This window comes from Staphylococcus sp. HMSC055A09 (assembly GCF_001809655.1).
In the GTDB taxonomy this organism is placed as follows: Bacteria; Bacillota; Bacilli; order Staphylococcales; family Staphylococcaceae; genus Staphylococcus; species Staphylococcus capitis.
Window position 1 is genome coordinate 15,889 of sequence record NZ_KV798351.1, and the last position, 15,819, is coordinate 31,707.

Sequence of the window (15,819 nt, forward strand, 5' to 3'; positions counted from 1 at the left end):
TAACTCGAATAATTTTTAGCGAAAGTGTTAATTTACTTGTGGATAACTAGGATAAGTATGTGGATAGCTATCAAATTAACAATATAGCGTGTGAATAAAATTTGTGTAATAACATACTAAAAGACACTAAAAAGTAAGAAATTCTACCTTTAAGTGTCTCAATAATAAATGGATATTTATAATTTTTCTTGTAATTCTTCCCATTCTAACATTACTTGTTCTAATTTTTGTTCGGTATTATTTTTTTCCTCAGCTAATTCTGCAGCTTTCATTGGATCATTAAATACTTCTGGCTGAGTTAATTGTGTTTCAATATAAGAAATATGAGTTTCAAATTCTTCAATCTTAGTTTCACATTGTTCAATCTGACGTTCGATTTTACGTTGATGACTTTTCTGTTGTTTTTGACTTGAATATGCTGAAGAAGAAATAGAAGTGTCATTATTGTTATTGGTTTTTGAAGAAGAATTCTTCAATTCTTCTTGAGCTTTTAGTGCAGCAGCTTCTTCAGTTTTCTCAATATAGTATTGATAGTCCCCGAGATATATCTGTCCACCTTCATGATTCAAATCAAATACTTTATTTGCAAGCTGATTAATAAAATATCTATCATGAGAAACAAATATTATTGTACCCTCAAAATGATTTAACGCTTGTTCTAACATTTCTTTTGAATCGATATCTAAGTGGTTGGTAGGTTCGTCTAAAATCAGCACATTGTCTTTTTGCAACATTAATAAAGCTAATTGCAAACGAGCTTTTTCACCGCCAGATAGGTCATTAATTATTTTTTTAACATCTTCTTGTACAAATAAGAAACGACCTAGTACAGCACGTACATCTTTCTCATTCATAGTAGGGTACTGGTCCCAAACGTAATCTAAAATTGTTTTATTTGATTTAAATTCAGCTTGTTTTTGGTCATAGTAGCCTATTTGAAGATTTGCTCCAAAAGTAATTTCTCCACCAAGTTTGTTTTGCTTATCGGCAATTGTTTTGATAAGTGTCGTTTTTCCTACGCCGTTTGGTCCTATCACTGCGATATGATCCCCCTTGAATACTTCGATATTAATAGGTTGAGTGATAGGTGAATCATAACCAATTTTTAGGTCACGAATATGCATGACATCATTACCTGTATTTCTTTCAAAGCCAAATTGAATATTTGCGCATCTAGCGTCAATCATAGGCTTATCTATACGTTCCATTTTTTCTAACGTTTTACGTCGACTTTTAGCCATGCCACTTGTTGAAGCGCGTGTAATATTCTTATCAACAAATGTTTCTAATTTTTGAATTTCTTCTTGTTGCTTTTCATACTCTTGCATACGTTTTTCATAGTATTGGTCACGTTGCTCAATAAATTGTTCATAATTACCTACATAACGTTTAACGTCTCCAAGGGCAACATCATAAATTTGAGTAACTATTTTGTCTAGGAAATATCTATCGTGACTAATTATGATAATGGCGCCTTTGAAATATTTTAAATAATCTTCTAACCATTTAGTAGTCTCTAAATCTAAGTGGTTTGTTGGCTCATCTAGCAATAGTAAGTCGGGTTCATTCAATAACATTTGAGCAAGAGAAAGTCGTGTTTTTTGACCACCACTAAAATCATTAATGGGTTTATTAAAATCACTTTCAGTAAAATTAAGCCCGTGAAGAACTGTTTTTATTTTACTTTCATACTGATAACCTTCAAGTTGTTCAAACCGGTTTGTTAATGATTCATAACGTTCCATATGCTCTTGATAAGTTTTGGTTTCATATTCATTTGTATGTTGTGCCAACCAATCTGTTTCCTCTTTAATTAAGTTTTCCATATTTTTTATATGTTCAAATGGTTTTGACATCTCTTCGAAGACAGTAGCCGTGGAGTTAAGTGTCATTTGTTGCGTGAGGTAACCCATTTTTAAATTTTTTATTTTCGATATATGACCACTATCGTAACCTTCTACGCCGGCTATGATTTTCATTAATGTAGATTTACCTGCACCGTTTCGACCAACGACACCAATTCTTTCACCAGTTTTAACTTCAAAGTCTACATCAGTAAAAATATCTTCACCATCGAACGATTTCGAGATGTCATTAAGTTGTAAAAGTATCATTCGATTCTCACCTTTCTAATTCTATTAAATAGTTATAGACTATATGTAATCAATAAGATTTAAAAAATTTTAATTTTATGTGAATTTTAAATAGTTAAGCATTATTTTTTAATAATAGGGTACATCTACCTCATAAGGTATGACGATTAAGCTATTTATTGACTCAATTATCTTTATTTTACAGCATTCGCGCATTACATGAAACTGAGATATTTATTTTTAAAAATCAATAATGTATAATATTTAAGTATTCATTGAAGGCAATTATTTGTTTATTTAAACGCCTTACAACTTGCCCGATAAAACGTTTGAATACATAAATATAATTCATTCAAACTTTAAGGGGGACATATTGGATGCCAGAAAATATTAAAATTCCTCGTGCTACATTAAAGCGTTTACCTTTATATTATAGATTTGTGAGTACATTAAAATCTAAGGGTATCGACCGTGTGAATTCTAAAGCAATCAGTGAAGCTTTACAAATAGATTCGGCAACGATTCGTCGTGATTTTTCATATTTTGGTGAATTAGGTAAAAAAGGCTATGGTTACAACATCGATAGTATGCTTGAATTTTTCAAGTCTGAACTAAGTGAAAGTGATGAAATTAAAATTGCGATAGTAGGTGTTGGTAATCTAGGTCGCGCGTTACTTACTTATAATTTTTCAATACACGCTGAGATGACAATTACTGAAGCTTTCGATATTAGAGAAGATCTAATTGGAGAGAAAGTGGGTAAAGTCGTTGTTAAAAATATCAATGAAATTCAATCTACATTAGCAGCAGAAGAAATTGACGTTGTGATATTAACGACTCCTGAAAGTGTAGCACAACAGGTTGCTGATCAACTCGTTGAAGCGGGTGTGAAAGGTATACTTAACTTTACGCCAAGCAGAGTTAAAACACCACAAGATGTACAAGTTCACCATATTGATTTGGGTATTGAACTACAATCACTATTGTTCTTTATGAAGAACTATAGTAATAATAATTAATAACTTTTAGCATCCTAATTTAGGATGCTACTTTATTATGTAAAAATGATATAGTATACGTAATAAAATAAAGGGGGCACAAGCCATAATGAAATTTGAAGCAAACTGTACATTTAAAGCACATATCCCTCAAATGATAAGGGTTCCTGGAAAATTAGTAATCAATGAGAATACTTTACAATTCAAAGCTTATGGCAAAGAATATACTCCATTTGATATAGAGTTAGATATTAATAAAGTTGTGAGATATAAGTGCTCGAAAGGACTGCTGGGAAGTAAATTATTTGTTTACTATAACAATCATGAGTGGTATAAATTTAGTCATTTTTCAAAAGAGGATTTAAAATCATTGAGTAAAGAATTGAAAATACATTAGGTTTCAAAAAATATTGAACTTGCAATTTTTCATTTTTTCTAATATAATACATTAGTATTTATATCGGAAATAGGTGATTAAATGACATGGATGATAATTAGTGGACTTATTGTCGGAGCGTTATTAGGGTTCGTAATGCAACGAACAAGATTCTGTCTAGCGGGCGGTTTCAGAGACATGTATGTCCAAAAAAGTCATAAAATGTTTTATGCATTGCTCGTAGCTATAACAGTTCAGAGTTTGGGATTACTCATATTAACGAGCTTAGGTATTATTGAAGTGCCTACGCATACATTTCCAGTATTAGGGACGATTATAGGATCATTTATATTTGGCGTTGGTATTGTATTAGCTGGTGGCTGTGCCACAGGTACGTGGTATCGTGCTGGCGAAGGTTTAATTGGAAGTTGGGTGGCATTAATTTTATATGCTATAACTTCTGCAATTACTAAAACAGGAGTACTCCTTCCTGTTATGAATATGATTAATAAGCCTACGAACGTGAATGCGAGTGTAAGTCATTCAACAGGGCTTCCTAATTGGGTACTTGTTTTAATTTTAGCAATTATTACAATTACAATGGTTGTGAAAACTTTACGTAAACCGAAAGTGATGGTGCCTAAGTTAAAACAAAAATATACAGGTATTAGACACTATTTATTTGAAAGAAAATACCATCCATTTATAGCTGGTATTGCCGTAGGACTTATTGCTTTACTAGCATGGCCCATGAGTGAATCAACTGGTCGACCTTATGGACTTGGGATTACGACTCCATCTGCTAATTTGATTAACTTTCTAATATCCGGTGACACTAAGTTCATCGATTGGGGCGTTTTATTAGTGCTCGGTATCTTTATTGGTTCATATATTGCTGCTAGAGGGTCTAAAGAATTTAAATGGAGACTTCCAGATAAGAAGACGATTCGTAACAGTGCTATTGGTGGCATATTGATGGGATTTGGTGCTTCAGTAGCTGGTGGATGTTCAATTGGTAATGGGTTAGTAGAAACCGCAACAATGAGCTGGCAAGGATGGTTAGGTTTAGCATCAATGATAGTTGGTGTATGGTTCATGAGTTATTTTATTTTTATTAAACCAATGAAAAAGTTTCAACAATCATCTAATGAAAAATCTAAACGTAAACAAGTGAGTCAACAAACTCAGACAACATAAGGTAAGGAGGATAAGAAATTGGTACATGAATTAGGTACTGTAGGAATGGTGTGTCCATTTCCACTTATTGAAGCGCAAAAGAAAATGGAAGAGTTAGAGCAAGGCGATGAATTAAAAATAGACTTTGATTGTACGCAGGCAACAGAAGCCTTACCAAACTGGGCAGCTGAAAATGGATATCCAGTCACTAATTATGAACAATTAGATGATGCTTCTTGGACGATAACTATTCAAAAATCTTAAATTTACTTTAGACGCAAGCTAGTGATATCATACGATGTCACTGGCTTTTTTATTTTAATATATTCAAATACTCAAGTTATGATGTCACTTAATCTTACGCTTAGTGTAATTTTATCTTACCGATTTTTGCACTTCTACTAAACACTCTTTATGATGTTGCTAAAGGAAGTGGTAAGAATGAATATGGATGATACAATTTTCTTATTTCTATGTACATTATTAGTTTGGTTAATGACTCCAGGATTAAGTTTATTTTATGGAGGTCTAGTCCAATCTAAGAATGCATTAAATACAGTAATGCAAAGTATGGCTGCAATAGTTATCGTTACCTTTGCGTGGATGATTATTGGTTTTTCTATTAGTTTTGATCAAGGTAATGATTGGTTAGGTGGCTTAAAATTTCTAGGTCTAAACCATGTAGGCTTTGCTATTTCTAAAACTATTAGCCCTCATGTCCCTCTCGCACTCTTCATGTTATTCCAAATGATGTTCTGTACTATAGCAGTTTCTATTTTATCAGGTTCAATTGCTGAAAAAATGAGATTCATCCCTTATCTTATTTTTGTCGGTTTATGGGTTGTGTTTATCTATAGTCCAGTAGCTCACTGGGTGTGGGGCGGTGGATGGATTAGTAAACTCGGTGCTATTGATTATGCCGGGGGTACAGTTGTACATATTACCTCAGGGGTGTCTGGTCTTATATTAGGGATAATGATTGGTGTAGGTAAAAAGCAAGAGAAACATACCCCACATAACTTACTAATAACTCTCATCGGAGGTATTTTAGTATGGTTGGGGTGGTATGGCTTTAATGTAGGTAGTGCATTTACTTTCGACCAAATCGCAATGATTTCATTTGTTAACACAGTCATCGCTGCAAGTGCAGGTGCGCTAGGATGGTTAATTTTAGAGTATGCTTTGAAAAAAACGACAAGTCTTTTAGGATTATTATCAGGCGCTTTATCAGGTCTCGTTGCTATTACTCCAGCAGCAGGTTATGTTAACTATTTAAGTGCCATGATCATAGCTATAATTGGTGGTATCGGTTGTTATGTCGTTATTAATTTAATTAAAGTGAAGTTACAGTATAATGATGCTCTAGATGCATTTGGTATTCATGGTGTAGGGGGAGTATTAGGCGCAGTTTTAACAGGTGTGTTCCAGTCTCATAAAGTAAATGATGCTATTGAAAATGGACTCATATATACAGGTAACTTTAAAGTCATTTGCATTCAATTAGCAGCAGCAATAGCAACTGTCGTATTTAGTGCAATAGTTACATACATGATAGCTAGAGTAATTAAATCATTCACTCCTTTAGCAACTACTGAAGAGGAGGATAAAACAGGTCTTGATGCAATCGTTCATGGAGAAAAGGCCTACTTCTATGGCGAATTGAACAAATTCAATCGCCGAATGAAATTTTAAAAATTATTTTCAAAAAAAATACACTCACCTTCATATCAATTAAACTTTAGTATTTAAAATGGAATTGATTTAAGTATTTAAAGCGATTACATATGTGATAGAATAAGTTTAAGTTATTGAATATATGATAGGTGAGTTTTCTTATGAAAAATATTTCTGATATCGCCAAGCTAGCGGGTGTATCAAAAAGTACTGTTTCAAGGTTTTTAAACAATGGATCCGTTAGTAATAAAACAAAAGAAAAGCTGACAAAAATTATTAAAGAGTATGATTATCAACCTAATCAATTTGCTCAAAGTTTAAGAGCAAGACGTACCAATCTTATAGGAGCAATTATTCCACGTATGAATTCATTCGCAGTTGATGAAACTATTAAAGGTGTCATCAACCAATGTCATTTACATAACTATCAACTCTTATTAAATTATACTGGACTTGAACTAGAAGCAGAACTTGCAGCATTAGAAACATTATCAAGAAGTAAAGTAGATGGTATTGTTTTAATGGCTACAAACATTACTGAACAACATATCCAAATTATAGAAAAGATTAACGTACCGGTTATTATTGTAGGGCAAGAACATGCACAATTGCATAGTATATATCATGATGATTACCAAGCTGGATTTGAAATAGGTATGAGAATAGGTCAAAAAGGACTACACGAAGTCACTTTATTTAGCGTTAGTGAACGTGATGTTGCTGTTGGTATTAAACGTAAAAAGGGACTAATAGATGCTCTAAAACAATATAATATTGAACCTAAGATTTATGAAACTACATTTAAATATGAAGAAGCTCTGGTAGATGTTGAGAGATATTTATCCAATATAACGGAAGTTGATGCAATTGTCGGTGCAACGGATTCAATTGCCTTAGCAATTCACAAATTTTGTGCGGATCATAAGAAAGATCTATCTCCTCATGCAATTTTTGGATTTGGTGGTGATCCAATGACACAAGTAGTGTCTCCGATAATTGAAACAATTCACTTAAATTATAAAGAAGCAGGAGAGCAAGCACTTAAAGAAATTAATCAATTATTAAATCATCAAACTACAGAACTTAAAATAAAAATTCCTGTCATTAAGTAAAAGGTGAGGGATTTTTATTTTATAATAATTTGGAACCGATACCACTACGATGATTAAATTTGTTAAGATATATACTTAAGAAAATTTATTTATCATAAAAGTATTGTGGTTTTCATTTCATAAATAAGCGTTCTTAACAAAAATTCTACATCGTAGTGTTAAGCTAATATGTTAAAATAATAAAGTTAAGTAAAAGTCAAATCAGTCGAGATTAGGAGTGAAAACATGGCGGAATGGACACGTGAAGCACGTTATCAACGAATAGAGGATGTTGATACAGAGACATTTAAAAATTTAAAACAACGAGTCGATGCTTCTCCTTATAGACAGACATACCATATTCAGCCTGAAACAGGATTGCTCAATGATCCAAATGGTCTCATTTATTATGACGGCTATTATTACATATCACATCAATGGTTCCCTCTAGGGGCGGTTCATGGTTTGAAATATTGGTTTAATTATAAAAGTGATGATTTAGTACATTTCAAAGCACAAGGTCCTATATTAGAGCCTGACACAAAATATGATAGTCATGGTGTCTATAGTGGTAGTGCATTTGAGTTTAATGGTCATCTTTATTACATTTATACCGGTAATCATAGAGACAATCATTGGAAACGTACCTCCAGTCAAATGATTGCTCGCGTTAAAGAAGATGGTTCAGTTGAGAAGTTTCCTAAATCTGTAATTCATGGACAACCTGATGGATACACAAGTCATTTTAGAGATCCTAAAGTGTTTAAAAAAGATGATCAATTATATGCAATTATAGGAGCCCAAAATAATAATGAACAAGGGCGGTTACTACTATATCAAAGTGATGATGTTGTTAACTGGACATTTCTTGGTGAAATTCAAACGAATTTAAATCATTTTGGTTACATGTGGGAATGCCCTGATTATTTCGAATTAGATGGACAGGGTGTTATTTTATTTTGTCCGCAAGGGATTGAAGCGGATGGAAATAAATATCGCAATATTTATCAATCTGGCTACATGATCGGTCATTTAAATATTGAAAATATGACATTTGATCATCAAGAGTTTCAAGAGTTAGATAGAGGCTTTGATTTTTATGCACCGCAAACATTTATAGATAAAGATGGAAAACGCATATTAATTGGTTGGATGGGCTTACCAGAAAGTGATTATCCGACAGATAGTGAAGGTTGGGCACATTGTTTAACGATTCCACGAGAACTTACTCTCGAAAATGGTAAATTAAAGCAACGACCATTAAAAGCTCTAGAAACTTTAAGAACGAACAAAGAGACTGCATTAGGGTATGCAAATAAATTTAACCGCAAATTGCACCCCTATGAAGGCAAACAATATGAAATGATTATTGATATTTTAGAAAATGATGCAACTGAAATTTATTTTGAGCTTAGAAGTTCTAGAAATGAGTCTACGTTGATTACCTATAATCAACGTGAGAATTCGCTCACATTAGATCGGTCAGAAAGTGGTTTATTACCTACAAATGTGGATGGCACAACGCGTTCAACTATTTTAGATACACCTTTAAGCCAGTTACACATTTTTGTAGATACGTCGAGTATAGAAATATTTTGTAATAATGGTGAACGTGTACTTACATCCCGTATTTTCCCAAGTGAAGCTTCTACGGGTATCAAAGCATCTACTGAGTCAGGACAAGTATATTTACAATTTACGAAATTTGAACTAAAGGGATGATATATAATGAGAAGGTTGTTTGCAATAGGTGAAGCACTTATCGATTTTATACCACATGTCACAAATTCAGAACTTAAAGACGTAGAACAATTTAGTCGTCAGGTAGGTGGGGCACCTTGTAACGTAGCAGCAACAGTGAGTAAACTAGGTGGTCATTCCGAAATGGTCACTCAATTAGGACATGATGCATTTGGTGACATTATTGTTGAAACCATTGAACGCATTGGTGTAGGTGTAGACTATATTCAACGTACCAATGAAGCAAATACAGCACTAGCTTTTGTAAGTTTAAAAGAAGATGGTCAGCGAGATTTCTCGTTTTATCGTAAGCCTTCTGCTGACATGCTTTATGATCCCTCACATATTGAAGATATAGAGGTTACTGATCAAGACATTCTACATTTCTGTTCTGTGGATTTAGTTGAAAGTTTAATGAAACAAGCACATTCAAAAATGATTGAGAAATTTGAGAAGGCTAATGGAACGATAGTATTTGATCCTAATGTACGCTTACCTTTATGGGAAGACCCAGAAGCATGTCGTCAAGCAATTCATGAATTTATTCCTAAAGCGAATGTAGTAAAAGTTTCAGATGAAGAACTAGAATTTATAACAGGAATGAAAGATGAAACTAAAGCTATACAGTCACTATTTAAAGGTAACGTGGCTGTAGTGATTTATACAAAAGGTCCTAAAGGGGCACAAGCGTTTACTAAGCACCAATTTACTACAGAACATCAAGGTTTCAAAGTTAAAGCTATAGATACTACAGGCGCCGGTGATGCCTTTATAGGAGCCGTTATTAGTCGTATATTATCTTCAGATATTATTGATGTTGCTCAATTATTTGAAAATGAAGGTAATAGCATTCTCGAATTTGGTAATAAAGTGGCAGCTATAACAACTACAAGGTATGGCGCCATTGAAAGTTTACCGACAATAGAAGAAATTGAAAAAGGGTCCTAAACTCATAAAGAAACCCAGCTTATTCACTATAGAGTGATAAATAAGCTGGGTATTTTAAAGTGTGTTAGATTTTTTTAACATTACGCACAGACGCGAAACAATTTTCACCATTTTTGAAATAAACGATACGCTCTTTAGAATCAATCGATTCAATGTTATGTCTATTCACTACAAAGCTGTTATGACATCTAAAGAAACGTTCATCAAGTTGAGCTAACTCTTTAAGATTACCGTAAAATTCAATTTGACGGTTATCTAAGTGTGCGATTAATCTGTGTGACTTAGTTGAAGATTCAAAGAACATAATATCGTCATATTGAACATACACAGAGTTACTACCACGTTTTAACTCAATTGTTTCAACATTACTTTCTTTAGATAGCAACTTAAGACGTGTATGAGCAGTTTCAAGACAGTCAATGATTCTTGTTTTTAGTTCTGAAGGATCATCTTTGAAAATGAAGTCCATAGCAGCCACTTTATAAACAAAAGTGAGATAAGTAAGTTCGCTGTGACTTGTTACAAAAATAATGTTACCCACAGGGTCATGTTTACGAATTTCACTACCAAGTTTAATACCATTCATATCAGCTTCTAATTGAATATCTAAGAAATAACAACCAATATCATTCATTTCTTTTGATTGCTCAAGCACTTCATAAGGATCATCAGTTGCGAGAGCTAGTTCCATAGGTTTTTCTTCTATCATGATGTAATTTTTGATAATTGAAACCATGTTTTCTCTTTGTCTAGGATCGTCTTCGCAAACGAATATCTTCATCTATATTTCACATCCTTATGCTTCCGTATTAATAATTTCTACTTTTTGAACGAAATATCCATTTTCGATAACAGTATCTAATAGGACGTTCTCATTTTGGTCAGTCAGTTCTTTAAGCGTAGATAGACCTAACCCTCTGTTATCGCCTTTAGTTGAAAAGCCTTCTTCAAATAATTCATGTATTTTAGGGGTATCATCGCTACATTTATTCATCACAATGAATGTAACAGATTCTTCATTATTAATAAAAGCAATTTGAATAAGTGGATCATCAAGAACTTCTGAAGCTTCAATGGCATTATCCAAAATAATTCCTGAAATACGGCTGAACTCTATAGTGTTCATTTCGATTTTATCAATTTCATCAGGAACCTCTATACTAATCGGTATTGCTTTCTCTTGAGCTTGAAGAATTTTAGTAGTAATTAACCCTTTAATTTCTCTAACTTTAAGATTTTCAATACCATTTATTTTTATAGAGCGCGTTTTCATATTATCCTTCATGGGAACAATTTGTTCATTGAAATATTTTTTAAGACCTTGCATATCATCTTCACGAATAAACTCTGAAAGCGTAGAAAGAATATTGACGTAATCATGTCGGAACTTACGCATCTCATTATTGATACTTTCGATACGTAGCGTATACTCATAGTACGTTTCAATTTCTTCAAGATTACGCTTATACTTCATTTCACGTAGAGTGAAAGTTGAAAGCACAAATATTAAAATGCTTAAAAATATAATTAAACCTACAAATATAAAAGCATATAAAGTAAGGCTATCATTAGCGCTTAAATCAGTCTGAGAAATTATGTAAAAGAAAACAAATGAAAATAATAAAACTATGGTAATAATGGTAATATATTTCTTATTTAAAGATAAATAGGATCCTTTAAGTTTTTTAAATAAAAATTTAAGTATATAAGCTAATAATATAGCTATTACAACAAAAATTACAAAATGTAAAGAGATGGAAATAGAATTATTATTGATTATTTCTCGCGTGTTTAAATACAAAGTTACCGATAGAAAATTAGTTAGGTATAAAACTATATTACTTATTAATACTGCTAAAAATGAATAAAGCTTAATTTTTTTATAAAAGAAGATGAAAATAACTACAACTAAAATAGGTAATGTTTTACTACCTAAAATAGAAAAAGTATAAACAGAAAGGATTATTATTCCAGAAGTGAATAAATAATCCTTATAGTTGAATTTAATATCTAATATTATTTTAATAATAAGAAATAATAGTAATGTCTGAACACCAGCATATGGAGCGTAGTTTAAAGCATCCATTTATAACACACTTTCTAATTATTTATTCATAAAGCTTTGATAATTCATCAGGTACTTCTGGCTCATCGTAGTATAGAGCACAAGGGTTAGCACCAGCTACAAAACCAATAAATTCAAATATGATAGTAAAAAATTTGAGAACTAAATTGAATAAAGCATCCATAATCATAAATCCTCCTTAGGGGAAAAAATAGATAATAGAGTTACAGACTCTATTATTTCGCCAAATAAAATAAGTTTATTAATTGGCTCAGTAGTTAATAATGATACCGCTAAAATAAAACTATATAGAATAATGGAGAGTATTTTTTTACGCCTTATTAAGCGCTTAGGTATGGGTTGTTTTTTGGTAGCTACAGGCGCATTCTTGATAACTATAGTAAAACCTATTAATGCTAAAAATAATAAAACTACATATTCTACGTCAAATTTTATTATTAAATAAGGGAATATAATAAAAAGAATAATATTCTGAATATGACATAATAGGGATGATTTAGCGTGTGCACCATGAGCATTACTTCTAATTAAAAAATAACTGATATGAGTTAAAAGTGTGTAATAAAAAGTCTGGAATATCAGTGCTAACCCGTATACAACAATAGTCTTTTCAATATTTGAAAATACGACTTGCATACCTAAACGAACTTTCAAAAATTGTATACGATCTAGGTTATTCCTATGCTGTAAATAGTTAGCAAATTCATCAATTTTTCTATCTATTATTTTCACTCGCCTACTACTCTCCTCATAATACATTATACAATTTTGCGCAACTCATTTTAAATATTATGCCTAACTGTTTAAAAAATATACCTAAGTGTTATTTTTAATTCCCAAGTGATATTTTAACATAAATAGAAATACACTTAAGTACATTTTTTGATGAGTTAAGGAATTATCGTACTTTAATGTAAAAACCATGTTTTAATAGACTCATATCACAGAGATGTGATAGAAAGATAGTTGAAAAATTTGCTTAATCTTAATTGAATGATTCTTCCCAAATCATTCAAATCCATTATTTAGTTGGAAGGAGTGAAGTGTAATGGCTGCAGATATCGTATCTACAATCAGTGATTTCATTAAATGGATCATTGATACAATTAAAAAATTCAAAAAATAAGTTTTGAATTCTTTCATTGTAACTTTGTTTTCTTCGTATAGTATGACTAAGTAATGGGTTGTTAAGCCATCCCAACTTAATAACCCAAAGTTAATAGCAAGTGAGCAACATTTGCTATAAAGCTGTAGTTTCCTTGGACTCAGTGTTACGTATTATTCTTAGCTACCTTTAATTAGGTAATTATTTCTAGCATGTAAGCTATCGTAAACAACATTCAATTTATCATTAATAAAATAGATAAATTCACTAAAATTTTTTCATAATTAATAACATCCCCAAAAAATAGATTGAAAAAATAACTGTAAAAACATTCCCTTAATAATAAGTTATCAAAGCCGTGAGTCCCTCCCAAGCTCACGGCTTAATTTTATTTATATAAATTAGGTTTTAGATTTCTAAATACAGGTATAGACTCTCTTTGTTGATCAACCAATTCTAAATCTACATTAGTGGTGAGGACACCTTCATCACTGCCCAATTCTTGAACAATCTCACCATTTGGATTGATAACTGTCGAATATCCAGCGTACTCCGTGTTTCCATCATTACCGCAACCATTAGCTGCAACTACATACATATCATTTTCAATAGCTCTTGCTTTAAGCAATGCCAACCAATGATTAAGTCTAGCACTAGGCCATTGTGCAACGTAAAATGCAATTTTAGCACCATTTTTAGCTGGATATCTTAACAATTCAGGAAACCGTAAATCATAGCATATGATTTGTGTAGCTAGGGTACCATCTGACAATTGAAAAGGTTCAGGTACTTTATTGCCATCAGTCAGAAACTCAGGTTCTCTAAGCATTGGTACAAGATGGACTTTATCGTACTCATTTATTAGCTCACCATCTTTATTCACTGAAAATGCTGTATTATACACGTTATTGTCTTTAATATTTGATACAGAACCTGCAATAATATCAACATTGAATTGTTTAGCCAGTTGAGCTATAAATGAAAAACTTCGTTTTAAATTAGTATCTGCTTTATCCTTTAATTCTTCTAAAGCGTATCCGTTGTTCCACATTTCAGGTAAAACAACGACCTCCGTATCCTCGTTTAAGTATTCTTTAAACCACTTTTGTATTTTGGATTCATTTTCATTAGCATTTCCATAAGTTACATGAAATTGAAAAAGTTGAATTTTCATTTTCTTCACTCCCTATTACGAGTTATTTATAAGATACTAAAGTTAAGTATTAAACGCAAAAAAGCGTCTGTGTAATACCTACACAGACGCAGTTAATTTAATTATTTTTTAATAATAAAACGATCTTCTACAGGTTTGATTTCTTTTTCCTTCGCATTCTCACGTACATCACCGAAAGGCATTTGTGCGATTAATTTCCATGTATTCGGAATATCAAATTGGCTTGCAGTAGATTCGTCTACAATTGGATTATAGTGTTGTAAAGATGCACCGATGCCTTTAGTAGCTAAAGCAGTCCAAATAGCATACTGATGCATCGCGTTAGCTTGGTTTGACCAAATTTCAAAGTTTTCATAGAAGTTAGGCATTTTATCTTGTAATGCATTAATAACACTTTGATCTTCATAATAAAGAATTGTGCCATGAGAATGTTTGAAATTATCAATTTTTTGGCGAGTAGGTTCAAAATCTCTGTCAAAACCCATTGTTTCTTTTAAAATAGATTTTGTATTTTCCCAGAATTGTTCATTTTTGTCATTCAAAAGTAAAACTATTCTTGTTGATTGAGAGTTGAATGCAGAAGGTATATGCTTTACAGCATGTGCGATTAATTCTTCTAGTTCTTCATCACTAATAGATATTGTTTTTTCTAAATTATAAATAGTTCTTCTAGTTTCAATTGCTTCGTTAAATGATTGTTCATTTTCAGTATTATTAAAAATCCCCATTTTTAAAATACTCCTTTGCTTTTGATTTATACATACTATAATAATTATACTTTTCATAATGTACAAATAATTACTATGAAATTTCAACAAGATTAATATTCATTTTCAAAAGTCTTATTTGAATGCAAAAATCTAATATTTTCTATATACTAAAGATGATAAAAGAATTTAAAGAGGAGGTGATTGACTTATGAATAACAATAAAATCAAGCATTCGTTTGTATTAACAGGTTTTGCATTTATGTTGAGTACACCCTTATTTGATGATCATGCACATGCAGCAGAGGAGAATATAAAGCCCATTTCTTCGAATAATGATATCAATAAAGCAGAATCTGAAAATCAGACTTTTAGTGACGACAATTCAATAAGTCATCAGCCTCAATCTAATGAAAATAACATAAATCCACTTGCAACTTCTGAAAATGATGAGAACGGAGAGTCTGATTCGGATGCAATAAATGATTTAAATTCAGACTCAGACAACGACACGGATCCAGATAGCGATTCAGCCTCAGACAGTGGCTTAGATTCAGATAGCGATTCAGATTCAGATAGTGACTCAGACTCAGACAGTGCTTCCGACTCAGATAGCGATTCAGATTCAGATAGTGCTTCTGACTCAGATAG

General features: G+C 32.0%; 16 protein-coding genes and 1 pseudogene. 10 read left to right on the forward strand and 7 right to left on the reverse strand.

Features of this window, described 5'->3' with window-relative positions:
• Nucleotides 1-176: 176 nt before the first annotated feature.
• Nucleotides 177-2,114 (reverse strand): ABC-F family ATP-binding cassette domain-containing protein, encoded by a 1,938-nt coding sequence (locus HMPREF2642_RS01120; protein ID WP_070597558.1) that lies wholly within the window; start codon nucleotides 2,112-2,114, stop codon nucleotides 177-179.
• Between the two features lie 356 nt (nucleotides 2,115-2,470).
• On the opposite strand from HMPREF2642_RS01120, the gene HMPREF2642_RS01125 reads away from it, so the two are divergent.
• The 8 genes from HMPREF2642_RS01125 (at nucleotide 2,471) to HMPREF2642_RS01160 (ending at nucleotide 10,096) form a co-directional block, all read left to right on the forward strand.
• Entirely contained in the window at nucleotides 2,471-3,112 is a 642-nt protein-coding gene (locus HMPREF2642_RS01125) for a redox-sensing transcriptional repressor Rex (protein ID WP_002436898.1), read from the forward strand.
• Nucleotides 3,113-3,200: 88 nt separating this feature from the next.
• Nucleotides 3,201-3,488, forward strand: coding sequence for a hypothetical protein (locus tag HMPREF2642_RS01130; protein WP_002436909.1), 288 nt, complete (start codon nucleotides 3,201-3,203; stop codon nucleotides 3,486-3,488).
• Between the two features lie 81 nt (nucleotides 3,489-3,569).
• Nucleotides 3,570-4,664: a YeeE/YedE family protein gene (locus tag HMPREF2642_RS01135; RefSeq protein WP_049428095.1), complete on the forward strand. Its 1,095-nt coding sequence runs from the start codon at nucleotides 3,570-3,572 to the stop codon at nucleotides 4,662-4,664.
• An 18-nt stretch (nucleotides 4,665-4,682) separates the two neighbouring features.
• The gene (locus HMPREF2642_RS01140) at nucleotides 4,683-4,907 is read left to right on the forward strand and encodes a sulfurtransferase TusA family protein (protein WP_002469616.1); all 225 of its coding nucleotides are present in this window, start codon (nucleotides 4,683-4,685) and stop codon (nucleotides 4,905-4,907) included.
• A gap of 177 nt (nucleotides 4,908-5,084) precedes the next feature.
• Entirely contained in the window at nucleotides 5,085-6,335 is a 1,251-nt protein-coding gene (locus tag HMPREF2642_RS01145) for an ammonium transporter (protein WP_037551078.1), read from the forward strand.
• A 143-nt stretch (nucleotides 6,336-6,478) separates the two neighbouring features.
• A complete protein-coding gene (locus tag HMPREF2642_RS01150) occupies nucleotides 6,479-7,429 on the forward strand; it encodes a LacI family DNA-binding transcriptional regulator (RefSeq protein ID WP_037551080.1) in 951 nt (316 codons plus the stop codon).
• A gap of 225 nt (nucleotides 7,430-7,654) precedes the next feature.
• On the forward strand, nucleotides 7,655-9,130 hold the full coding sequence (locus HMPREF2642_RS01155; RefSeq protein WP_049428100.1) for a sucrose-6-phosphate hydrolase: 1,476 nt from the start codon (nucleotides 7,655-7,657) through the stop codon (nucleotides 9,128-9,130).
• Between the two features lie 6 nt (nucleotides 9,131-9,136).
• On the forward strand, nucleotides 9,137-10,096 hold the full coding sequence (locus HMPREF2642_RS01160; RefSeq protein WP_049428102.1) for a carbohydrate kinase family protein: 960 nt from the start codon (nucleotides 9,137-9,139) through the stop codon (nucleotides 10,094-10,096).
• 64 nt (nucleotides 10,097-10,160) lie between these two features.
• On the opposite strand, the gene agrA is transcribed toward HMPREF2642_RS01160, so the two are convergent.
• From agrA to HMPREF2642_RS01180, 4 genes are read right to left on the reverse strand one after another with little or no spacing between them, the layout of a single operon-like run.
• Entirely contained in the window at nucleotides 10,161-10,877 is a 717-nt protein-coding gene (agrA, locus tag HMPREF2642_RS01165) for a quorum-sensing response regulator AgrA (RefSeq protein WP_002436958.1), read from the reverse strand.
• A gap of 15 nt (nucleotides 10,878-10,892) precedes the next feature.
• Nucleotides 10,893-12,182: a quorum-sensing sensor histidine kinase AgrC gene (agrC, locus tag HMPREF2642_RS01170; RefSeq protein ID WP_070597560.1), complete on the reverse strand. Its 1,290-nt coding sequence runs from the start codon at nucleotides 12,180-12,182 to the stop codon at nucleotides 10,893-10,895.
• Nucleotides 12,183-12,204: 22 nt separating this feature from the next.
• On the reverse strand, nucleotides 12,205-12,345 hold the full coding sequence (gene agrD, locus HMPREF2642_RS01175; RefSeq protein ID WP_049428106.1) for a cyclic lactone autoinducer peptide AgrD: 141 nt from the start codon (nucleotides 12,343-12,345) through the stop codon (nucleotides 12,205-12,207).
• Nucleotides 12,346-12,347: 2 nt separating this feature from the next.
• Nucleotides 12,348-12,914 carry an accessory gene regulator AgrB gene (locus tag HMPREF2642_RS01180; protein ID WP_049428109.1) on the reverse strand — a complete coding sequence of 189 codons (567 nt, stop codon included), beginning with the start codon at nucleotides 12,912-12,914 and terminating at the stop codon, nucleotides 12,348-12,350.
• 316 nt (nucleotides 12,915-13,230) lie between these two features.
• Here HMPREF2642_RS01180 and HMPREF2642_RS11915 point away from each other — a divergent pair, with 316 nt between their 5' ends.
• Nucleotides 13,231-13,308, forward strand: a complete 78-nt coding sequence (locus HMPREF2642_RS11915; protein WP_049307263.1) for a delta-lysin family phenol-soluble modulin — start codon at nucleotides 13,231-13,233, stop codon at nucleotides 13,306-13,308.
• 367 nt (nucleotides 13,309-13,675) lie between these two features.
• Here the strand turns inward: HMPREF2642_RS11915 and HMPREF2642_RS01185 are convergent, their stop codons facing one another.
• On the reverse strand, nucleotides 13,676-14,461 hold the full coding sequence (locus HMPREF2642_RS01185; RefSeq protein WP_037551089.1) for a carbon-nitrogen family hydrolase: 786 nt from the start codon (nucleotides 14,459-14,461) through the stop codon (nucleotides 13,676-13,678).
• Between the two features lie 101 nt (nucleotides 14,462-14,562).
• Complete coding sequence (locus HMPREF2642_RS01190) at nucleotides 14,563-15,189, reverse strand: nitroreductase family protein (RefSeq protein ID WP_049428113.1); 627 nt, start codon at nucleotides 15,187-15,189, stop codon at nucleotides 14,563-14,565.
• 190 nt (nucleotides 15,190-15,379) lie between these two features.
• On the opposite strand from HMPREF2642_RS01190, the pseudogene HMPREF2642_RS11670 reads away from it, so the two are divergent.
• Nucleotides 15,380-15,819, forward strand: a pseudogene (locus HMPREF2642_RS11670) (fibrinogen-binding protein); the annotation flags it as partial.